Source organism: Pseudoalteromonas sp. MQS005, assembly GCF_001661605.1.
Lineage (GTDB): Bacteria > Pseudomonadota > Gammaproteobacteria > Enterobacterales > Alteromonadaceae > Pseudoalteromonas > Pseudoalteromonas tetraodonis.
Window position 1 is genome coordinate 1 of sequence record NZ_LYRQ01000056.1, and the last position, 20,612, is coordinate 20,612.

Here is a 20,612-nt window from a genome sequence, read left to right on the forward strand (position 1 = left end):
TTCGGGGTTCGGGGTTCGGGGTTCGGGGTTCGGGGTTCGGGGTTCGGGGTTCGGGGTTCGGGGTTCGGGGTTCGCAATAGGATAAAATGTAGAGTAATTTGCAAACATGTTTTTACATTGTAGGCGGGAGTTTACCTCGCGCATGTTTAGGTTAAAGGTTAAAGGTTAAAGGTTAAAGGTTTTAAGCCCGCAACTCGAAGCCCGTCACAAAAAAGTAAAGTGCGCGGCATAAAGCCCCGCCTACGATTAACCCAACACTATGCTTAGCTTAATCTCTGCCTAGAACCTAAAACCTAACACCAAATATATTTATTTTTTGAACCGCAGAGGGCACAGAAGCGCTTCGCGCCCCACAGAGGGAACAACCATTGATTGTCACTTCCTCTGTTTACTCAGCATTCTCTGTGGTAAATAAATTACTTAAAAACTATTACACAAAGAGAGGATGGGGGTAAAGAGGTTTTAGCCCGCCCCCCGTTGCTCGCGCAGCCCGCCAACACCAAGCTAAACACGGTGCTTGGCTTAATTTCTACCTAAAACCTAGTCTTTAACTTAAACCACCAAATAAAGTCATTAAAGCAATCAATACTAAGTAGAAAAGTACATTTCGCTTAACCAGTTTGATCATACAGGTGGCTTCAAAGGTGCAACCATAATAGCGCTCTTCAACTTGCTCGGCGGCCAATGCAGTATAAGTAACCACCTTGCGATTAGGGCTTGAAAAGTCAAACACGTAATGAAGCCAACAGCTAGTTCCTTTATTAAAGTTACCAATCACTAGATAGCCAAAACTGGTAATACGCGCAGGGAGCCAATCAAGCCAAAATAGTAAACGATGGAGGAGTTTAAAATGCTTAGCAATGACTTCATCACGGTTATCACTCACTAAGTCGGCAAAGGTACGTACTAATGCATAAAAAACAGCACCAGCAACGCCCAATACCACAAACCAAAATATAACCGCACAATAAAATCGAAAGTTAACCCAAGCCAGCGTTTGCCCTAAGGTTTCGCCGCCTTGTTCCTCTTGGGTGCGTTTTTGCCCTAATTGCAAAGCATACAAAGACGCAGCGGTTTGATCCCCTCGGGTCAGTGCATTTAAATACGATTTATATAAAGCGCGTTGCTTAGCACAACCAAAACAAACGAGTAACACCGCCACATTAAAAACAAGCTGCCAAAGTGCAAAGTCAGATAAGAAATACACACACCCAACAGCAATCACAGGCAGTAATAGCCAAATTAAAAAACCTGTTGCTGTGCCAAATAAACCTTTATTGGTCAATAAATTAACAGAGCGAGTTAAGTAGCCATTAGCGTAATAACTCATTTGCCAATGCGCAGAGCGAGCACCTAAACGCTCAAGTATCAGTGCAATTATTATTGAAACCAAAATCATGTTGTTACTCGCTTAATTTAGGGTCTGTTGACCTTTGCGGATTATAATTTGTTCAAACTAGGGGCGATTTAATCGCGGCGCGAGGTTTGCAACCTAGTGGGCTAAGTCAAAACCGAGCAAAGCTTCCGCGTCCTGCTCACGCCCCTTACCTACATCCATGTAGGCAACAAAGAGTAAATCGTCCCTAGGCAGAACCCAAAGGGCAGCGCCTGTTTGGCATTGATGCTACGTTATCGCCTATTTATGGGGAATAACCACACCACATAGGCGCTGCCTTGCCTAAATACCAAACAGACTGCTGCAAATTTAACCTTGAAAGGTCAACAGACCCTAGTTATTTAATTAGGTTAAAAAACTTACGCCAGTTAAAACTCGCTCCAGGGTCGGTTTTTCGCCCAGGGGCTATATCGCAATGCCCAACTATATTACTGGCTGTTATTTTTGGATAGCGCTGCATAATAGCCTGCGTCAATGCTGCTAAACTTTGATATTGCGCATCGGTATAGTTAGTTGTATCTGTGCCTTCAAGCTCTATACCTATACTAAAATCATTACAATTTTGTTGCCCAGCAAAGCAGGAGCGCCCCGCATGCCATGCACGTTTTTCAAAAGGCACATACTGTATAACTTCGCCGCAGCGCTTAATAAAACAATGCGCTGACACCTTAAGCCCCTCTAGGTCACTAAAGCTAGGGTGCGCATTACAATCAATACACCCCATAAATAAATCATCAACGTACGGAGTGTTAAACTGCCCTGCGGGCAATGAAATATTATGAATAACCAACAGCGAAATATCGCACTGAGCAGGTCGCTCGTCAAAGTGGCTACACGCCCGCTGGCTAATATTATTTATAACGCCTAAAGAATCTATTTTCATACTATTTATTTAAAACTTATGTAGCCCGCTGCCCATAGCCCGTTACCCGCATCCCGTTACCCGTAGCTCGCAGCGCTCAGGTTAATCAACCAAAATTGATGTATATCAAGATGCTAATAGATTTAACCCTATAAAGATAGCGTAATACTAAACGATAAAATATGATCAACGTGTAAATTAAGCGCTGGTTGATTAGTTTAGTTGTTAGCTGCTTCTATTTAGTAATTAAACAGAGTAAAATTTAGTTAATTTATTATCTATTATGAGCTTTTTCATGTCTATTTCGCATACCCTAATTAGTCAACTTGTCACTCTAGCACTTGATGAAGACCTAAATTATCAAAGCGCTGAACAAGGCGATATTACCGCGCAGCTTATTCCTCAAGCAGAGCAAGCCCATGCGAAAGTGATCACCCGTGAAGACTGCATCTTTTGTGGTAAAGACCTAATCATTGAAGTGTTTAAACAAGTCGACCCAAGCGTGGTTGTAAATATATGCGTGAACGACGGCGACTTTGTCAGTGCCAATAGCACTTTATTTACCGCATCAGGTTCTGCTCGCGCTATTTTAACAGCCGAGCGCACCGCACTTAACTTTGTACAAACGCTTTCTGGTACGGCCACAACTACAGCGCACTATGTAAAAGAGTTAAGCGGTACTAGCACGCAACTACTCGATACCCGTAAAACTATTCCAGGACTTAGAGCGCTACAAAAGTATGCAGTTAAATGTGGCGGCGGTGCAAACCACCGAATTGGTTTGTTTGATGCGTTTTTAATTAAAGAAAACCACATAGCAGCCTGTGGAGGAATTAATAACGCAGTAGCTCAAGCTAAGCTAAATCATGCCGATAAACCTATAGAGGTTGAAGTTGAATCGTTTGATGAGCTAGAGCAAGCCATTAACGCTGGTGCCAATATTATAATGTTAGATAATTTTAACCCAGAGCAAATACGCCAAGCGGTTACCATTACAAATAAGCGCGCCAAGTTAGAGGTATCAGGCAATATGACCCTAGAAACACTAAAAGCCTACTCACAAGCTGGGGTCGACTTTATCTCAAGTGGTGCGCTTACAAAAAATTTACAATCAATCGATTTATCGATGCGATTTGAGTAAATAATGTAAAATTTATTTATAGTTTCTTGCGCTAATTGATTGACAGCTTTTAAAAAAGGGCATTAAATAATCCAAAAGGACTATTTGTAACAAGTTATTAAATTAATGCGTTTTTTATAAAGTTTTTACATACAAAAGCGCAATAAACAGTGTTAGACTCGTTCATATTGACTAGTTTTAAATATTTAATTAGTTATAAAGAGTGAAAAGATATTTATAAGGGACAGAGTAAAAATAAGCGATAGGGTTTATTTTTATAATTAGCTTGTAACTTACGCGGGTTATAACTAACTTTTAATAGTTAGGTTTATGCTCAAGTAAGGGACAAATTAACGAATAACCGCCATAAAGTGTGTGTTTTAACGGCCAATATTTTACCGCTTAAACACAGCACTAAATTTGGCAAAATGATTTTATTTTTGTAGTAACAGGTTAAGTGAACAACATAAGTTACAGTTTATAAACTTATACCCGTTTGGCTTACCACAACATTATCCTTTAGGAGAGGAAACATGCAAACAATGACACAACAAAACCAAAAGGGTTTCACCCTAATTGAATTAATGATTGTAGTAGCAATCATCGGTATTTTAGCAGCCGTAGCATTGCCGCAGTATCAAAATTACACGGCAAGAGCACAAGCTTCAGAAGCTGTTTCACTTGCAGCTGGAGCTAAAACGGCAATCTCTGAATTTTATCAGTCTAATGGAAGTTATCCAGGTGCTTCAACTGCGCCTAAGAACACAGATTTGTCTGTTACAGGGACTTATGCTAGCACTGCGGTTACAGCTGGCACAGGAGTTATAGTTGCTACAATGAACTCAGCAGGGGTATCTTCAAAGCTACAAGGTAAAAAGTTTACTTTTACACCTGACCTTACAAATAATGGGTTTAAATGGACATGTACAAACGATCTTGCTGCAGGTGACGAAAGTATAGCACCTAAAGGTTGCGCAGGAGCAACAAAATAGTAATAGATAATGGGGGGTAAATGCCCCCCATTCAAAATATTACTCTAACATCAAAATGAGTTATGTATTCTACATTAGCCTTACTTTTCACATCTATAAAAAAATATAAAATTTGATTTCGTCAATATCATAATTTCATGTAGGTTAATCTAGTGGCAAAAAAACAAGAAAATAAAGGTTTAGATACCTTCCAATGGGTCGGTGTTAGTGCCCGAGGTAAAAAACTCGAAGGAGAACTTTCAGGTTCAAGCATTGCTTTAGTTAAAGCACAATTGCGCAAGCAAGGTATTACCCCCTCAAAAGTTAAACGTAAGGCTAAGCCACTATTTGGTTTGCAAAGTGTGCAAAAAATTACGCCAAAGGATATTGCTTTAGTGACAAGGCAAATTGCCACTATGCTAATGGCGGGTGTACCACTGATACAATCCATAGAAATGATAGGTTCAGGCTCTACCAATAAAAGTGTAAGCAAGCTCATGGGCGCTATTGGTGATGAAGTAAAAGCTGGGTTGCCGCTTTCAAACGCACTTAGAAAATATCCTCGTTATTTTGATGATTTATATTGCGATTTAGTGGCTTCAGGTGAGCAATCGGGCTCTTTGGATAAAATATTTGACCGCGTCGCCCTTTATAAAGAAAAATCAGAAGCGCTTAAATCAAAAATTAAAAAAGCCATGTTTTATCCCGCAGCAGTTTTAGTTGTAGCATTCATTGTTACCTCTATATTACTGATATTTGTAGTACCGCAATTTCAAGATATTTTTGCTGGCTTTGGTGCTGAGCTTCCTGCTTTTACCTTATTTGTGATTGGTATATCAGAATTTATGCAAGCGAACTGGTGGATAGCACTCATTGCAGTAATTGCCTTTGGTTATCTATTTAAAGAAGCCCATTTAAGAAGTTTAAAACTGCGTGATGCTACCGACCGCGCCATACTTAAGCTCCCTGTTGTCGGCATGATTTTAAATAAAGCCGCCGTGGCGCGCTATGCGCGTACTTTATCGACCACCTTTGCTGCCGGTGTACCGCTGGTAGATGCGCTAGACTCTGCTGCTGGTGCATCAGGTAATGCAGTTTACCGTTATGCTATTTTAGAAATAAAAGCCGAGGTGAGTTCAGGTAATCAAATGAACTGGGCGATGCGCAACTCTAAAATATTCCCCGATATGGTGATACAAATGGTCGCCATTGGTGAAGAGTCAGGTTCGCTTGATGGCATGCTGGCAAAAGTTGCCACTATTTACGAACAAGAAGTGGATGACGCGGTAGATGGCCTATCTAGCTTACTTGAGCCGTTAATAATGGCGGTACTCGGAGTATTAGTGGGTGGCTTAATTGTGGCCATGTACTTACCTATATTCCAACTAGGTTCAGTTGTTTAGACAGGTTTTAGGCGCGGGGTTCGAGGCCCGCAGCTCGCCGCCCGTTACCCGTAACCTTAACTACCTCTAAAAGCGAAGCGTCTCTTAACCTCTTTGTGAATAATGACCTTGCGCGGCATAAAGCCCCGCCTACAGAACAATTAAAACGCGGTGGTTCCCCGCAACTCGTAGCCCGTCGCCCGAACCTCGAACCTCGAACCTCGAACCTACCATCCTAACCCCTAACTTTGCACTTATATAAAACAACTGTATTATCAACACAGAATTTAGTTTTAGGTAAAATAAATGCAAAGTCTTTTTATTGATATCACCGCCACGATGCAAAACCATTTATGGTTTTACTTAACCACGATTGGCCTAGTGAGTTTATGTATTGGTAGCTTTTTAAATGTGGTGATTTATCGCTTACCGCTGATGATGCAAAAAGAATGGCAAACTGAATGCCGCTTATTATTAGCAGATGAACTAACCAGCCCAAAGGCTAAACAAATCACTGAACACACTACTGACACGTTTAACTTAGTTAAACCCAACTCATGTTGTCCTAAGTGCAAAGCAGCCATTAAACCATGGCAAAACATTCCTATATTTAGCTGGTTATTTTTAAGAGGTAAATGCGCAACTTGTGATAACCCAATCTCAGTGCGTTACCCAAGCGTTGAGGCCATTACCGCTATTTTAAGTTTAGTGGTTGCCTACACCTTTGACGCAACAGAGCAGGCTTTATTGTACATTGTAGTTACTTGGGCGTTGGTAGCACTGACTTTTATTGATATTGATCACATGCTACTGCCGGATCAGCTTACTTTGCCACTTTTATGGTTAGCGTTAATCGCCTCAGTTATGGGTTATACCATTGCCCCTAGCGATGCCATTATAGGCGCAGCATGTGGCTACTTAAGTTTATGGAGCGTGTTTTGGCTGTTTAAGTTAATAACCGGCAAAGAAGGCATGGGCTATGGCGACTTTAAATTACTTGCCGTATTTGGAGCCTTGCTGGGCTGGCAATCGTTATTGACCATTATTTTGCTCTCAAGCGTGGTTGGCGCAGTAATTGGCATTGCCCTTCTGAGTATTCAAGGTAAAGACAAAGCAACCCCCATTCCTTTTGGCCCTTACTTAGCAATAGCCGGTTGGATCACTATGCTATGGGGCACACAACTGCAAAACAGCTATTTTAACTTTATTGGCTACTAACGATGAGCAATACACAACATCATATAAATAACTGGGTATTGGGGCTAACCGGCGGGATTGGCTGTGGTAAAACCGCAGTTAGCGATATGTTGGCAGAACTAGGCATTACTATTGTGGATGCAGATATAGTGGCTCGCCAAGTGGTTGAACCCGGCACTGATGGCCTAAAAGCGATTATTGCGCATTTTGGCAATGATATACTCGATGCACATGGCGCTTTAAATCGTGGCGAGCTAAGAGCGCGCATTTTTAGTAGCCCTGAGCAAAAAACGTGGCTCAATGCCCTGCTGCATCCATTAATACGCACTCAGCTTATTATTGATTTAAAAAACGCGCAAAGCGACTACGTGGTGCTAGTTGCCCCACTATTATTTGAAAATGGGCTTGATGGCTACTGTCATCGTACTTTGCTAATAGATGTTCCCAAAGAGGTGCAAATTGCACGTACTACACAACGCGACAATATAAGCATTGAACAAGCAGAGCAAATTATTGACGCACAAATGTCTCGAGAGCATAAACAACAAAAAGCGGATGATATTTTAAATAATAACCGCGACCTAAGCGATGTAAAACAAGACTTACTTAAACTGCATAATTATTATTTACAGCAAGCTAAGTCTACAATATAAATAAATTAACCCAATCGCAGCGCCATAAACTGATATTTTTATCAGTAAATTGTCTGCTGCGTTGGTACGATTAATGTATTCCTTTCTTTTTTCTGATAAATTGCTGACTAAAGAAGGATTAAATCAGGTGCGCAATGAATATTAACTCACCGTTATTAAGAAAATTTATTACCCTCGGCCGGGTTGATACTGATACCGTAAAAACACGGCAGCAAGATTTTGCGTCAACTGCAGAGCTTATCTCTAAATGTGGAAAAATAGACAGTAAAGATTTAGCTGAGCAATGCATTGATTTATTTAGAGTGCCTTTTTTTGATTTAAAAGATTTTAATGTTGCACAAATATCAGCTGAGCTGGTTAAAGAAAAACTGATCCGCAAACACCATATTTTGCCTTTGGTACAAAAAGGCAGAAAAGTGTATATTGCCGCCTCAGATCCTACCGATTATGGTGCCTTCGAAAACTTTGAATTTAGCACGGGTTTATCGTGCGAAGTAGTTGTGGTTGACTACGTCCAGCTCGATAACAAAATTGAGCAATTACTCGATGCCACTGGCAGTTTAAATTTAAGTGAAGACGAATTTAAAGAGTTCGCTGAACTCGATTCTGAGCAGCACAAAGAACACACTCCTAAAGACGATGACAAAGACGACGCCCCGATAATTGTCTACATTAATAAAATTTTAATGGATGCAATAAAAAAAGGCGCCTCAGATTTACACTTTGAACCTTATGAACACAAATACCGTATTCGCTTTCGTATTGATGGTATTTTGCACGAAGTAGCCAGCCCGCCAAATACATTGGCCAGTAAGCTATCGGCGCGAATAAAAGTAATGTCGCGACTGGATATTGCAGAAAAGCGTAAACCACAAGATGGCCGTATTAAGCTTAAGGTAACAGAGCGTAAAAGCATTGATTTTCGTGTTAGTACCATGCCAACTTTGTGGGGCGAAAAAATTGTAATGCGTATTCTTGATTCATCCAGTGCCATGCTAGGTATTGATGTATTAGGCTATGAACCCGAGCAGAAAAAACTATACCTCGATGCACTTGAGCAACCGCAAGGAATGATTTTGGTTACCGGCCCAACCGGTTCAGGTAAAACGGTTTCTTTGTATACGGGCTTAAATATACTCAATCAGCCGGAGCGGAATATTAGTACCGCCGAAGATCCGGTAGAAATTAACCTCGAAGGGGTTAATCAAGTACAAATAAATACTAAAGCAGATATGACTTTTGCTAATGCACTGCGGGCGTTTTTACGTCAAGATCCCGATGTGGTGATGGTGGGTGAAATACGTGATTTAGAAACTGCAGAAATATCAATTAAAGCGGCGCAAACAGGTCACTTGGTGCTGTCAACACTGCATACCAACTCAGCGCCAGAAACGATTACTCGTTTGTTAAATATGGGTGTACCCGCGTATAATGTGGCCAGTTCTATTAGTTTAATTATAGCTCAGCGTTTAGCCCGAAGGTTATGCTCTAAATGTAAAACACCAGAGCAGTTGCCTCGCGAAGAGCTTATACGCCAAGGCTTTAGTGAACAACAAATTCAAGACATGGTTTTATACGCACCTAAAGGCTGTGAAAACTGTACCGATGGCTACAAAGGCCGTGTTGGTATTTACGAAGTAATGAAAATTACGCCTGAAATAGCGCAAATTATAATGCGCGGCGGTAACTCATTAGAAATTGCTGAGGTATCACTTAAAGCAGGATATAACAATTTGCGTTTATCGGGTATTCGTAAAGCCGCAGAGGGTGTGACCTCACTTGCTGAGATTAATCGTGTCACTAGTTTTTAAATAGAAAGCTTAGCTGTTTATTATAAATTGAGTCGCAAAGCCTATATTAATGTGAGAGTAAATTATGCCAACAGTGGTTAACTGCCCAACCTGTAAAGCAAAAGTAGAATGGTCAGAACAAAGTCCGAATCGCCCTTTTTGTTCAAAACGTTGCCAACTTATTGATTTAGGTGAATGGTCGTTTGAAAATAATAAAATTTCAGCGCCGATTACATCTGCAGATGAGTTCAGCCAAGACATGATTGAAGATATTGAAGCAATGATGGCAAAAAACGAAGATGACTTTTTTAAGTGATTTTTAAAGGTTCGAGGTTCGAGGTTCGAGGTTCGAGGTTCGAGGTTCGAGGTTCGAGGTTCGAGGTTCGAGGTTCGAGGTTCGAGAAATTTAAAAACCTTGCAGTTAACATAGCAAGGTTTTTTATACCTGTAGCAGCGGTTTACCCCGCGTCAGTATTAAGTTTTAGGTCATTTATCTACCACAGAGGCGCAGAGCACACAGAGAAAGTGACAATAAATGATCTTCTCTCTGTGTAGCGCAAAGCGCCTCTGCTCCCTCTGTGGTTCAAAATATTCTGTAGATACAAGGCGGGGCTTCGGGTTGCGGACCTCGCCCCTCGCACCTCGCCCTATTACCTGCGGCGCTGCTGTATTTTAGCTAACTTTTCTTTTTGCTCAGCGTTAAGCAGTTGCATTACTTGATGCTGGGTTTTCAATTTAATTAATCCCAATTGCTGCTTCTTATCTTGGCGTGCGGTTAATAACTCTTTCGCTGCATTTTCGTCAAAGTTTGGCGCTGACAATAACGCATCCTTTTGCGCTTTATAAGCTTGGCGCTGTGCCTTACGCGCGTCTTTATTTTGGCTTCTTAGTGCTTTAATTTGCGTTTTTTGCGCTGTAAAAATCGCTTTTAGTTGTGTTTGTTGATCTTCAGTAAGCGCCAGTTTATCTGCTGCTCGCTCAGAGAGTAAAAAGCGTGCTTGAGAGTGGCCTTGTTTATGGCCATCACCTTTTGCAAGTGCGCTGCCCGCACTGAGCGTTGCTGCTGTTAAGCCACATATAAGTACTAATTTTGATAGCGTGTTTATCTTAGTCATAATCATCACCTTAATATTGAGTTGGTTGTTGGCTGCTAGCCAGTGTGTTCACTATAACCGGCTCAATGCAAAGTAACGCAAAGCAGTGTAAAGGTTATGTAAAGACTAACTTTTAGTACATTAAACGCGTAAAATAAAACCATAAAACAGCGCGTAAGGCTTAATGTATGAAACTATTAATGATTGATGATGACACCGGTTTATGTGAGCTATTAAGCGAGTATTTGAGCGCACAAGGCTTTAGCATACAAACCGCACATGATGGCCAACAAGGCTTAGAGCTTGCTTTACAAAACGATTACGCGCTTATATTACTTGATGTTATGTTGCCCTCTATAGATGGCTTTGAAGTACTTAAACAACTTAGGCAAACCAAGCTAACTCCGGTCATTATGCTCACTGCAAAAGGCGAAGACTTTGACCGCATTTTTGGCCTAGAGCTTGGCGCAGACGATTACATAGCTAAACCCTTTAATCACCGCGAGTTGCTTGCCCGTGTAAAAGCCATTACCCGCCGCATAGAGCACATTAATAGCCTAAACGTTGCAACGCCTAGCAAAATGAATGTAAATGGCATTACAGTTAATTTGGCAGCCCGAGAGGCCGCTATTAACGAGCACACCCTCACACTGACTGGCACAGAGTACGAAGTACTGGTGTTATTGATTAAAAATGCCGGCGAAGTTGTCAGCAAAGAGCAAATAAGTGAAGAAGTGCTCGGGAGGCGCTTAGCTTCGTTTGACCGCTCAATTGATATGCATGTGAGTAATATTCGAAAAAAAATAGCCGAGCATATCGCGGGTGAAAAAATTAAAACTATTCGAGGGACGGGTTATGTCTTTATCCAAGGAGAGTAAAGTAACGCGTTTTAGCTGGTTAAGACACCCTCGACATTATTTGTTTTTTAAAGTCTTTGCTTGGTTTTGGCTAACGATCATTGGCACTTTTACTGCGCTATTTTTCTTAAGTAATATTTCGCTGCTCAATGCTATTAGCCATGACCCCCTAAAAGGGCCCATGCAAAAAAATCTAGAACACTTGGCTCGAGGTATCGAACGTAGTGCACATAAACACAAGCGCTCTATTCATGACATTATTACTCACCCGCGTTTGAGTAAGCGCAAGTTACTTTATTTAAATTCACTAAGTAGCGATGAGTTTTTGATCAGTAAAAAAGTTGAGAATAATATTGATTTTAGCTTACTGAACTTTAGTGAAGGCATGCCGCCTCAAATTATTTTTACTGAATATTACCAAGCTTTTGGCCCTGTGCGCATTCGAGTACCTGAAGGCGAATTTGCGTTATATGAAATCGATATAAATCAACAGCGGCCGCTCTTTATTCGCTTAAGATTGTTGCCGGTTTGGTTAAAAATTTCTATCGCCATTATCGCCTCACTTACATTAAGCTTTTTATTTAGTCGTAACTTAATTGCCCCTGTAAATAGTTTAAAACAAGCTGCAATTAGGCTCTCAAATGGCGATTTAAGTGCGCGCGCGTCAATAAATAGTCAACGAAAAGATGAGCTTGGAGTTTTAGGACGCGATTTTAACCGTATGGCTGATCAATTAGAGCAACTACTTAGCGCTCAAAAGCGTTTACTTGCCGATATATCCCATGAATTGCGCTCCCCACTAACACGCTTAAAAATGGCCACAGGGCTGGCGCAAATGCAAGCGAGTGAGGCCAGCCAATCGTATTTATTGCGTATTGAAAAAGAAGCAAATCAACTTGATAAAATGATAGCCGATGTATTGCAGGTATCGCGCTTAGAAGCCAATAGCCAACCTTTATCACTGCAAGCGCAGTCGTTACAAGTTATTGTTGACCATGTGATTAACGATGCTCAGTTTGAAGCAAAACAGCACAATAAAACGCTGCATATTCAAGGTGATGCTCAGGTAAATATAGAGTGCGACGAAATGCTGATTGCCAGTGCTCTAGAAAATATTTTACGTAATGCAATTAAATACGCACAACATACTATTAGCATCACCTTAAAACACAGTGATATCATTACTATACAAATATGTGATGACGGCCCTGGCGTTCCCGCAGCGCAACTTGATAAACTATGTGAGCCATTTTTTAGGCAATCAGACGCCCGCGACCGAGTCAGCGGCGGCACTGGGCTGGGTTTAGCCATTGCAAAAAATGCGGTGATTGCCCACGGCGGAAATTTAGCTTTATCAAATAAGGACGCTGGCGGGTTATGCGTTGAGATAAGCTTACCAATACAAAAGAGAGACCATGTTTTATAGCAATGAAAGCGAGCTTAAAAATAACCTGCCTGCCATTAATGAGTTTTATACTAATACACTCAAAAAAGCCTATTTAAGCACGGCTGCCGGTAAATTATTTTATGCTTACGCTAAGCCTAAACAGGCTCACACTGCCATTGTTATTAGTTCTGGGCGCATTGAAGGGCTCGATAAATACAAAGAGCTGCTTTGGGAGCTTTATTGTAATAATTTTGCTGTTTTTATTGTTGATCACCAAGGCCAAGGGCGCTCTTATCGGTTATTAAAAAACCCTCATAAAGGCCATGTCAAACAATTTGAAGATTACAGTCACGATCTTAATCAATTCAATCTTGAGGTGGTAAAGCAGTATTGGCAAGGTAAAAAACTACTGCTTAGCCATTCAATGGGCGGCGCTATAGCGTTTGATTACTTAGCACGTTACTCACATGACTTTAGTGGGGCGTTTTTATCTGCGCCCATGTTTGATATTCATACTAAAGGAATACCAAAACCCGTAGCACAGTTTATCGCCGCCAGTGCGTCATTATTAGGGTTCTCAGGGTGTTATGCGTTAGGACAAAGCGATTATACACCTGAAGAGTTTGCGCTTAATACTTTAACCAGTAGCCAAATACGCTATGATCAATTTAGGGCAACTTATCAGCAAACGCCACTATTACAATTAGGCGGTGTTACCTATGGCTGGCTGCATACTGTTTTTTCATTTATTAAAGCGCTCGATAAACTATCCATAACAACCCCGTTATTTATAGCCAGCGCAGAAAATGACGAAGTGGTTGATAACCAAGCTCAGCATAAGCTTGCAAGCCGACATAAAAACACCCTAATAAAGCAGTTTAAAGGGGCTAAGCATGAGCTGTTTTTTGAGCGGGACGAAATTCGCCAGCCATTGCTAACAAGCCTTTATAAATTTTGTGATTCAATAGGTTAACTACTAAGCGACAGCGGATCTAGGTGAATCAAAATATCAACTTCAGATTCAAATTGCTGAGTGATCATCAGCTCCACTTCATCTGCCACTTTATGGGCACGAATAAGCGGTAAATTGTCATCAAGCTCTAAATGCAGTTGAATAAACTTAACTTTACCGCCCTGTCGAGTGCGAATACCGTGAACGCCATAAACATCATTATGGTTACGCGCTATTTCAAAAATACTTTGCTTTTCTTCATCGGGTAGCTCTTTGTCCATTAAATGCGAGGCACTCTCTGTTGCTATATCCCAACTGTTATACAATAAATAACCTGCCACACCGATAGCAAACAATGGGTCGGCATACAGTACGCCATAGTAGGCGAGTAAAATAGCAAGCAATACCGCCGCATTTAAAATTAAATCGCCCTTGTAGTGAACGGAGTCGGCTTTTATAGCGATTGATTCTGTGTGCTTCACGACTTTATTTTGCACAAATACAATTACCAAGGTACAAGCAATGGCAAAAATACTCACCCATACACCTAATAATGAGTGCGAAAGCTCAACTGGGTTTATTAATCGCTCGATACCGTGAAACATTAATAAACAGCCCGAGCCCGCAATAAATGCAGCTTGGCCTAACCCTGCAAGCGCCTCCGCTTTACCGTGACCAAACCGGTGGTCATCATCCGCAGGACGCAGTGCATACGATAAAACTAAAAAGCTCATTAGCGTCGCGGTAATATCCATTAATGAGTCGGTTAATGAGCCAAGCATTGACGCCGAACCCGACGCCAGCCAAGCCCATGCTTTGGTCGCAATCATTAGGCTCACCATGACCATGGTCACTATGCTTGAAGCTTTGACCCAAAATTCATAACTGCGATTATGCACGTATCTGTCCAAGTGTAAGTTGTATTTAATGTTTGTAGTATATCATTTTTTATTCATTGTTCATGTATACTGAGCCAGTCAAATTAAAGATTTTATAGGGCTTATTGTGCTGGATATTGTTTTATACCAACCTGAAATTCCGCCTAACACCGGGAATATCATTCGTTTATGTGCCAATACTGGCTATTCATTGCATTTAATTGAGCCGTTAGGGTTTGAGTGGGATGACAAACGTGTAAAACGCGCTGGACTTGACTATCACGAATTTAGCCATGTACAACGCCATGCCTCATTTGATGCTTACTTAGAAAAGTGCCAACCTAAAAAGGTGTATGCTTGCACTACTAAAGGTAGCCAATTTCATCACCAAGCACAGTATGAAGCGGGTGATTGCTTAGTATTCGGACCAGAAACCCGAGGCTTACCTGATGACATGATTCAAGCACTGCCAAACGAGCAACGCGTGCGTATACCTATGCAAGCCGATAGTCGCAGTATGAATCTGTCTAATGCAGTAGCTGTGTTTGTGTATGAATCTTGGCGCCAGCTTGGCTTTGTAAACGCGCAGTAATTATTTACCAATAATAAAAAACCGACATTATGTCGGTTTTTTAATTTTTAAAGAATAGTGAAGCATTTATTCTGACTTTTGTTCACGACCTAATAACGCCATAGCAGCTGCTTTCATGTCTTTATTTTCATAGAGTACTTTGTATATTTGCTCGGTAATTGGCATTTCCACACCAGCGCGTTGAGCTAGTAAGTACACTTCTTTGGTATTTCTAAAGCCTTCAACCACTTGGCCGATTGATGCAATGGCATCATCAACACTCTCACCTTTGCCTAAGGCTAAACCAAAACGGCGGTTGCGCGATTGGTTATCGGTACAGGTCAGAATTAGATCACCTAACCCGGCCATACCCATAAAAGTTTCAGGTTTTGCACCCAGTGCACACCCTAAACGCGACAACTCTGCTAAACCACGAGTAATAAGCGCGGTACGAGCATTTGCACCAAACCCCACTCCATCAGAAATTCCCGCACCAATGGCAATCACGTTTTTAACCGCACCACCGAGCTGTATACCAATAAAATCATCATTGTTATACACCCTAAACGAGCGCCCGCAATGCAATAAATCGGCTATTTGTTTAGCAAATGCCGATGATGTTGATGACACCGAAATTGCAGTTGGTGATCCCATCGCCATTTCTTTGGCAAAGGTTGGCCCTGAAAGCACCGCTAATGGCACCTCTTCACCTAGCTCTTGCACTGCCACTTCTTGTAACAAACGCCCAGTATTTGGCTCTAGCCCTTTGGTGGCCCATGCTATTTTTGCATTTGGGCGCAAAGCAGGTTTGATTTGCTTTAATGTGTCAGCAAATGCGTGGCTTGGCACAACAACCAAAACAATATCGCTACTTTGCGTTGCACGCTGTAAATCTGCTTCAAGGATTAAGGTGTCAGGAAAAGGAATATCAGGTAAGTAACGTTGATTTTTTCGCTCAGCTGCAAGCGTCGCAACGTCTTGGCTATTGCGTCCCCATAAAGTCACCTTGTGACCATTTCGGGCTAAACAAATAGCAAGGGCGGTGCCATACGACCCCGCCCCTAAAACAGTAACAGCTGATGTGGCTGTATTCATAAATTAAGCGTCTGCTGTAGCCTGCTCAGCTTGCGCTGTGCGTTGCTGCATGTACTGTGCAAATAATGCGTCAAAGTTAACTGGCGCAAGATTAAGTTGTGGGAACGTACCACGATTTACTAAGTTAGATACCGCTTCACGTGCATATGGGAATAACACGTTAGGGCAAAATGCACCTAGCATGTGCGCTAATTGCATTTCTTCAACGTCAGCAATAGTAAAGATACCTGCTTGTTGAATTTCACATAAAAACGCAGTTTCTTCACCGATAGATGCCGTTACAGTTAGTGCAAGCACAACTTCGTAAACACCTTCATCAAGCTTGTTAGAGCGCGTATCTAAATCTAATTTTACTTCTGGAGCCCACTCTTTTTGAAAAATAGCTGGCGAATTTGGCGTTTCAAACGATACATCTTTAGTGTAAATACGTTGAATAGTAAACTGTGCACCTGCATCAGCTTCTGCTGCTGCGTTTTGATTTTGTTCGTTCATTGTTATTCCTAACCTGTTATTTATTATAATTAATTAAATTAAGCACTGAGCTTAGCATCAAGGTGACCTTGCGCTTCTAGTGCCATCATGTCGTCACAGCCACCGATGTGTTCATCGTTGATAAAAATTTGTGGAACCGTGCTTGCGCCACCGGCTTTGGCGATCATTTCATCGCGAAGCTCTGGCTGAACGCCAATATCAATATTTGTGTATTTTACACCTTTGCTGTCTAACAGCGCTAATGCGCGATGACAAAAAGGACAATATCCTTTGGTGTATAAAACAACGTTACTCATAATTAATCCTTAATCGGTTTAGCTAAGAGATACTAGCGACCGCTTGTTGTTGGCAGACTTGCTGATTGCCACGCACCCATACCGCCAGATAAAACATAAACCTGTTCATAGCCTGCTTTATGCATTGCGGTTGCAACACCTGAAGCAGTCATGCCTGCAGCACATACCACTATAATGGGTTTGCTCTTATACTTTTCAAGGGTCGAGAAATCAGATTCTTTAGCTTTTTCTGGGTTTAAGTGCACAGCACCGGCAATATGGCCGGTTTTAAACTCTTTTTGCCCACGCATATCAACAACCTGGCCGTCTTCGCGGTTAATAAGTAACGTTAACTGCTGAGGATTGATTTGACGAATTGCTGAAAATTTACTTTTTATTGCGCCACTAATAATAAGAAACGCAATCGCAACCCAAGCTAGGCTTAGAATTGGATGGTTTGAGACAAATTCAATATATTGATCCATTCGACTTCCACTATAAAGTTACATACTAAAACGGATGTTTTAGATATTTTAAATTCTTACCAATTGCACTTGCACAATGAGCAGTCACTCATCAGCAAATCAATAGAGCGCTGTTAGGCTACTCTGAATTTTCACCTACAAGATAGGCTTAACTTACCCCACAACCCTATTCAATACTTGAATAAAATAGAGATTAGCCGCGCAAGTATACCCAAATCAGCTAAAAATGCGAGTTTAAGCACGCTTGAAAGCCACAATGCCCAGCTCTTTTTAACTGAAAAATAATCTAGCCCTTTAAAGTTTTCAATTTAGCCAATCCTAATTGAAAATTTTTAATATCTTCTTTTCATTGCTGATCCTAGCTATAAAACGCGGTATGCTAAGACTTGGCATGTTGGCATTAATGTTAGCGTGTATTTTAGCAACGCTAATTTTTCAGGAGTGACTATGACAGAGCATAAAAAACCACTGGTATTAATGATTTTAGATGGCTGGGGGTACAGAGAAGATGAGCAAAGCAATGCTATTTTAGCTGCTAACACCCCTGTATTAGATGAGCTTTGGGCCACACGTCCTCATACATTAATTTCAGCATCGGGTTTAGATGTCGGTCTTCCTGATGGCCAAATGGGTAATTCTGAGGTGGGCCATGTTAATTTAGGCGCAGGCCGTATTGTGTATCAAGATTTTACCCGTATCACCAAAGCCATTGATGATGGCGAATTTGATACAACCCCTGCACTTGTTGAAAACATTGATAAAGCCGTTCATGCCAACAAAGCTGTACACATTATGGGACTGTTAAGTCCAGGTGGCGTGCATAGCCACGAAGATCATATTGTTGCCAGTATACAACTGGCTGCAAAACGCGGCGCTAAAGAGGTGTACTTTCATGCCTTTTTAGATGGACGCGATACACCACCGCGTAGTGCTAAAGCGTCTATTGAGCGTATTGAAGCCTTATTTAGCGAACTTAAATGTGGCCGTTTAGCCTCACTAATTGGCCGTTACTATGCCATGGACAGAGACAACCGCTGGAATCGTGTTGAAAAAGCCTATAATTTAATCACCTTAGGTGAAGGCGATTTTGATTATGAAGAAGGCGTAAGTGCACTAAATGCCGCTTATGAGCGCGATGAAAATGACGAATTTGTAGCAGCCAGCACGATCACTCCTAAAGGCAGCGAATCTGTAAAAGTAAATGATGGCGACACCATCATATTTGCAAACTTTAGAGCAGACCGCGCACGCGAAATCACTCGCGCCTTTGTAGAGCCTGACTTTGACGGCTTTAATAAGAAAAAATCGCCTGAGCTTAGCGGCTTTGTGATGATGACTGAATACGCAGCCGATATAGATGCGCCTGTTGCTTTTGGCCCCACGCCGCTTAATAACGTACTTGGCGAATGGTTTGAAAAACAAGGTAAAACTCAACTGCGTATTTCTGAAACTGAAAAATATGCTCATGTTACCTTTTTCTTCAGTGGTGGACGAGAAGATGAGTTTGACGGCGAAACCCGTGAACTTATTCCATCACCTCAGGTTGCAACATATGATTTGCAGCCAGAAATGAACTCAAAAATGCTTACCGATAAGCTAGTAGAAGCAATAAAAAGTGGAAAATACGATGCCATTATTTGTAACTACCCTAATGGCGACATGGTCGGTCACTCAGGTGTATTTGAGGCTGCAGTTAAAGCCTGTGAGGCAGTAGATAACTGTATTGGCCGTGTAGTGGATGCATTGAAAGAATATGGCGGCGAAGCACTTATTACCGCCGATCATGGCAATGCAGAGCAAATGGCAAACCTTAAAACAGGCCAAGCGCACACAGCACATACCAGTGAGCCCGTGCCGTTTATTTATGTAGGTCGCGATGCGCAAGCTTATTCAGGCAAAGCCTTGAGCGATGTTGCCCCAACCATGCTGCATTTAATGGGGTTAGAGCAACCTGCAGAAATGACAGGGTCGCCAATTATGGTGTTGAAATAACCTATGAAAAAAAGCGCATACCGCGTCATTGCGTGTATCTGTGTACTGCATTCATTAGTCACTGGCGTTGCCGTGGCTAATGAAGATCGTACTAAAAAAGACCTATCCCAAGTTCAAGTGGCTTTAGAGCAAAGCCAAGCTGAATATCAACAACAGCAAAAAGAAATAGCTAAACAGCAGCAAAAGCTAAAAGCACATGAACTCGCTATAGCGAAAAACGCTAAAGCACTCAATATGGCTGAGCAATCCGTTAAAAAAACACAACAACAACAAGCAGAGCAACAAAAACGCGCGGTAAAGCTTGAAAAACAACAAGCCCAATTTCAGCGTGTGTTAGCAGCACAGTTAAAAAGTGCTTATATGGCAGGTAGTGATGACTATTCAAAAATGCTGCTTAACCAAGAAGATACCGCTAAATTTGAACGTACGCTTAGCTATTACAACTACTTAAATAAAGCCCGCATAAAGCAGCTTGATGAACTTAAAGCGCTGCAAATAGAAATTGCGAAAAACCAAGCTGAGCTTGAAAAAACAAAAGAAAAGCTAGTTGCTTTATTTGATGAACAAAAAAGGCGACAAGCAGCGCTTCTTGACGCTAAAAATGAGCGCCAAGCCAGCCTAAAAAATCTAAAAAAACAGTTAAATAAAACAAAAAATTCAATTGGTTACTTAGAAGAGAACGAACAAACGCTGATCGCAACTATTAAAGAACTTGAAGAAGAAAAAACCACAAAAATTGAGCTATTGGGCCTAAATAAAAATAAAGGAAGATTAAGCTGGCCGAGTAAAGGCAAACTAACGCACAAGTTTGGCCAACGTAAGCACGGCGGAATTAATTGGAAAGGCGTGTTAATTTCTGCTGCAGAGGGCACTTCAGTAAATAGCATTCATAACGGTCAGGTGGTATTTGCTGATTGGTTAAAAGGTTACGGCTGGGTGATTGTTGTGGACCACGGTGAAGGCTTTATGAGCTTGTACGGGCATGCACAAACCTTACTCAAAGATGTGGGTGATATGGTCAGAGAGGGTGAAAGCGTTGCTTTAGTTGGGCAAAGCGGTGGACAAGCCGATTCTGGTCTATACTTTGAAATACGCCACAAAGGGCGTGCTGTTAATCCCATAAAATGGTGCAGACGTATTTAATCTTAAAATAACTGCATCCT

At 41.5% G+C, this 20,612-nt stretch carries 21 protein-coding genes; 13 read left to right on the plus strand and 8 right to left on the minus strand.

What is annotated here, in order from left to right; translation table 11 throughout:
• Positions 1-547 precede the first annotated feature (547 nt).
• Positions 548-1,399 (minus strand): beta-lactamase regulator AmpE, encoded by an 852-nt coding sequence (ampE, locus tag A9479_RS16200; RefSeq protein ID WP_064664017.1) that lies wholly within the window; start codon positions 1,397-1,399, stop codon positions 548-550.
• A 334-nt stretch (positions 1,400-1,733) separates the two neighbouring features.
• A complete protein-coding gene (ampD, locus tag A9479_RS16205; protein WP_064664018.1) occupies positions 1,734-2,279 on the minus strand; it encodes a 1,6-anhydro-N-acetylmuramyl-L-alanine amidase AmpD in 546 nt (181 codons plus the stop codon).
• 274 nt (positions 2,280-2,553) lie between these two features.
• Between ampD and nadC the strand changes: the two genes are divergently transcribed.
• The 7 genes from nadC (at position 2,554) to yacG (ending at position 9,687) form a co-directional block, all read left to right on the plus strand.
• Positions 2,554-3,399: a carboxylating nicotinate-nucleotide diphosphorylase gene (nadC, locus tag A9479_RS16210; RefSeq protein ID WP_064664019.1), complete on the plus strand. Its 846-nt coding sequence runs from the start codon at positions 2,554-2,556 to the stop codon at positions 3,397-3,399.
• Between the two features lie 512 nt (positions 3,400-3,911).
• A complete protein-coding gene (locus tag A9479_RS20195) occupies positions 3,912-4,370 on the plus strand; it encodes a pilin (RefSeq protein ID WP_197487271.1) in 459 nt (152 codons plus the stop codon).
• A gap of 152 nt (positions 4,371-4,522) precedes the next feature.
• The gene (locus A9479_RS16220) at positions 4,523-5,752 is read left to right on the plus strand and encodes a type II secretion system F family protein (RefSeq protein WP_064664020.1); all 1,230 of its coding nucleotides are present in this window, start codon (positions 4,523-4,525) and stop codon (positions 5,750-5,752) included.
• 285 nt (positions 5,753-6,037) lie between these two features.
• Positions 6,038-6,949, plus strand: coding sequence for an A24 family peptidase (locus A9479_RS16225; protein ID WP_064664021.1), 912 nt, complete (start codon positions 6,038-6,040; stop codon positions 6,947-6,949).
• A gap of 2 nt (positions 6,950-6,951) precedes the next feature.
• On the plus strand, positions 6,952-7,581 hold the full coding sequence (gene coaE / locus A9479_RS16230) for a dephospho-CoA kinase (protein ID WP_064664022.1): 630 nt from the start codon (positions 6,952-6,954) through the stop codon (positions 7,579-7,581).
• A 134-nt stretch (positions 7,582-7,715) separates the two neighbouring features.
• Entirely contained in the window at positions 7,716-9,392 is a 1,677-nt protein-coding gene (gene pilB / locus A9479_RS16235; RefSeq protein ID WP_064664023.1) for a type IV-A pilus assembly ATPase PilB, read from the plus strand.
• A 64-nt stretch (positions 9,393-9,456) separates the two neighbouring features.
• The gene (gene yacG / locus A9479_RS16240; RefSeq protein ID WP_008114915.1) at positions 9,457-9,687 is read left to right on the plus strand and encodes a DNA gyrase inhibitor YacG; all 231 of its coding nucleotides are present in this window, start codon (positions 9,457-9,459) and stop codon (positions 9,685-9,687) included.
• A gap of 334 nt (positions 9,688-10,021) precedes the next feature.
• Here yacG and A9479_RS16245 read toward each other — a convergent pair whose 3' ends face one another.
• Positions 10,022-10,486, minus strand: a complete 465-nt coding sequence (locus A9479_RS16245; RefSeq protein WP_064664024.1) for a Spy/CpxP family protein refolding chaperone — start codon at positions 10,484-10,486, stop codon at positions 10,022-10,024.
• A 167-nt stretch (positions 10,487-10,653) separates the two neighbouring features.
• On the opposite strand from A9479_RS16245, the gene A9479_RS16250 reads away from it, so the two are divergent.
• The 3 genes from A9479_RS16250 to A9479_RS16260 are packed head-to-tail and all read left to right on the plus strand — an operon-like array spanning position 10,654 to position 13,682.
• Positions 10,654-11,343 carry a response regulator transcription factor gene (locus tag A9479_RS16250; RefSeq protein WP_064664025.1) on the plus strand — a complete coding sequence of 230 codons (690 nt, stop codon included), beginning with the start codon at positions 10,654-10,656 and terminating at the stop codon, positions 11,341-11,343.
• The gene (locus A9479_RS16255) at positions 11,321-12,748 is read left to right on the plus strand and encodes an ATP-binding protein (RefSeq protein WP_064664026.1); all 1,428 of its coding nucleotides are present in this window, start codon (positions 11,321-11,323) and stop codon (positions 12,746-12,748) included. Before A9479_RS16250 ends, A9479_RS16255 begins: the two co-directional genes overlap by 23 nt.
• Positions 12,738-13,682 carry an alpha/beta fold hydrolase gene (locus A9479_RS16260; RefSeq protein ID WP_064664027.1) on the plus strand — a complete coding sequence of 315 codons (945 nt, stop codon included), beginning with the start codon at positions 12,738-12,740 and terminating at the stop codon, positions 13,680-13,682. Before A9479_RS16255 ends, A9479_RS16260 begins: the two co-directional genes overlap by 11 nt.
• On the opposite strand, the gene A9479_RS16265 is transcribed toward A9479_RS16260, so the two are convergent.
• Positions 13,679-14,509 carry a cation diffusion facilitator family transporter gene (locus tag A9479_RS16265; RefSeq protein ID WP_076916062.1) on the minus strand — a complete coding sequence of 277 codons (831 nt, stop codon included), beginning with the start codon at positions 14,507-14,509 and terminating at the stop codon, positions 13,679-13,681. The genes A9479_RS16260 and A9479_RS16265 overlap by 4 nt on opposite strands.
• A gap of 157 nt (positions 14,510-14,666) precedes the next feature.
• Here A9479_RS16265 and trmL point away from each other — a divergent pair, with 157 nt between their 5' ends.
• The gene (gene trmL, locus A9479_RS16270; RefSeq protein WP_013465943.1) at positions 14,667-15,131 is read left to right on the plus strand and encodes a tRNA (uridine(34)/cytosine(34)/5-carboxymethylaminomethyluridine(34)-2'-O)-methyltransferase TrmL; all 465 of its coding nucleotides are present in this window, start codon (positions 14,667-14,669) and stop codon (positions 15,129-15,131) included.
• A gap of 66 nt (positions 15,132-15,197) precedes the next feature.
• Here trmL and gpsA read toward each other — a convergent pair whose 3' ends face one another.
• Genes gpsA through A9479_RS16290 form a run of 4 tightly spaced genes read right to left on the minus strand, consistent with a single transcriptional unit; the run spans position 15,198 to position 17,457 of the window.
• Positions 15,198-16,205 carry an NAD(P)H-dependent glycerol-3-phosphate dehydrogenase gene (gene gpsA / locus A9479_RS16275; protein ID WP_013465944.1) on the minus strand — a complete coding sequence of 336 codons (1,008 nt, stop codon included), beginning with the start codon at positions 16,203-16,205 and terminating at the stop codon, positions 15,198-15,200.
• 3 nt (positions 16,206-16,208) lie between these two features.
• On the minus strand, positions 16,209-16,697 hold the full coding sequence (gene secB, locus A9479_RS16280) for a protein-export chaperone SecB (RefSeq protein ID WP_013465945.1): 489 nt from the start codon (positions 16,695-16,697) through the stop codon (positions 16,209-16,211).
• A 38-nt stretch (positions 16,698-16,735) separates the two neighbouring features.
• On the minus strand, positions 16,736-16,993 hold the full coding sequence (gene grxC, locus A9479_RS16285; RefSeq protein WP_016899746.1) for a glutaredoxin 3: 258 nt from the start codon (positions 16,991-16,993) through the stop codon (positions 16,736-16,738).
• A 32-nt stretch (positions 16,994-17,025) separates the two neighbouring features.
• Positions 17,026-17,457: a rhodanese-like domain-containing protein gene (locus A9479_RS16290; protein ID WP_013465947.1), complete on the minus strand. Its 432-nt coding sequence runs from the start codon at positions 17,455-17,457 to the stop codon at positions 17,026-17,028.
• A gap of 447 nt (positions 17,458-17,904) precedes the next feature.
• Here A9479_RS16290 and gpmM point away from each other — a divergent pair, with 447 nt between their 5' ends.
• The gene (gene gpmM / locus A9479_RS16295) at positions 17,905-19,449 is read left to right on the plus strand and encodes a 2,3-bisphosphoglycerate-independent phosphoglycerate mutase (protein WP_064664028.1); all 1,545 of its coding nucleotides are present in this window, start codon (positions 17,905-17,907) and stop codon (positions 19,447-19,449) included.
• Between the two features lie 3 nt (positions 19,450-19,452).
• Positions 19,453-20,592, plus strand: a complete 1,140-nt coding sequence (locus A9479_RS16300; protein WP_064664029.1) for a murein hydrolase activator EnvC — start codon at positions 19,453-19,455, stop codon at positions 20,590-20,592.
• Positions 20,593-20,612 lie beyond the last annotated feature (20 nt).

Coding starts and splice junctions, on each gene's coding strand:
- coaE (WP_064664022.1), top strand. CDS start 6,952: ATGAGCAATACACAACATCATATAAATAACTGGGTATTGGGGCTAACC.
- pilB (WP_064664023.1), top strand. CDS start 7,716: ATGAATATTAACTCACCGTTATTAAGAAAATTTATTACCCTCGGCCGG.
- A9479_RS16260 (WP_064664027.1), top strand. CDS start 12,738: ATGTTTTATAGCAATGAAAGCGAGCTTAAAAATAACCTGCCTGCCATT.
- gpsA (WP_013465944.1), bottom strand. CDS start 16,205: ATGAATACAGCCACATCAGCTGTTACTGTTTTAGGGGCGGGGTCGTAT.
- A9479_RS16265 (WP_076916062.1), bottom strand. CDS start 14,509: ATGGTCATGGTGAGCCTAATGATTGCGACCAAAGCATGGGCTTGGCTG.
- secB (WP_013465945.1), bottom strand. CDS start 16,697: ATGAACGAACAAAATCAAAACGCAGCAGCAGAAGCTGATGCAGGTGCA.
- nadC (WP_064664019.1), top strand. CDS start 2,554: ATGTCTATTTCGCATACCCTAATTAGTCAACTTGTCACTCTAGCACTT.
- yacG (WP_008114915.1), top strand. CDS start 9,457: ATGCCAACAGTGGTTAACTGCCCAACCTGTAAAGCAAAAGTAGAATGG.
- A9479_RS16255 (WP_064664026.1), top strand. CDS start 11,321: ATGTCTTTATCCAAGGAGAGTAAAGTAACGCGTTTTAGCTGGTTAAGA.
- A9479_RS16300 (WP_064664029.1), top strand. CDS start 19,453: ATGAAAAAAAGCGCATACCGCGTCATTGCGTGTATCTGTGTACTGCAT.
- A9479_RS16250 (WP_064664025.1), top strand. CDS start 10,654: ATGAAACTATTAATGATTGATGATGACACCGGTTTATGTGAGCTATTA.
- ampD (WP_064664018.1), bottom strand. CDS start 2,279: ATGAAAATAGATTCTTTAGGCGTTATAAATAATATTAGCCAGCGGGCG.
- A9479_RS20195 (WP_197487271.1), top strand. CDS start 3,912: ATGCAAACAATGACACAACAAAACCAAAAGGGTTTCACCCTAATTGAA.
- ampE (WP_064664017.1), bottom strand. CDS start 1,399: ATGATTTTGGTTTCAATAATAATTGCACTGATACTTGAGCGTTTAGGT.
- A9479_RS16225 (WP_064664021.1), top strand. CDS start 6,038: ATGCAAAGTCTTTTTATTGATATCACCGCCACGATGCAAAACCATTTA.
- grxC (WP_016899746.1), bottom strand. CDS start 16,993: ATGAGTAACGTTGTTTTATACACCAAAGGATATTGTCCTTTTTGTCAT.
- A9479_RS16245 (WP_064664024.1), bottom strand. CDS start 10,486: ATGACTAAGATAAACACGCTATCAAAATTAGTACTTATATGTGGCTTA.
- gpmM (WP_064664028.1), top strand. CDS start 17,905: ATGACAGAGCATAAAAAACCACTGGTATTAATGATTTTAGATGGCTGG.
- A9479_RS16290 (WP_013465947.1), bottom strand. CDS start 17,457: ATGGATCAATATATTGAATTTGTCTCAAACCATCCAATTCTAAGCCTA.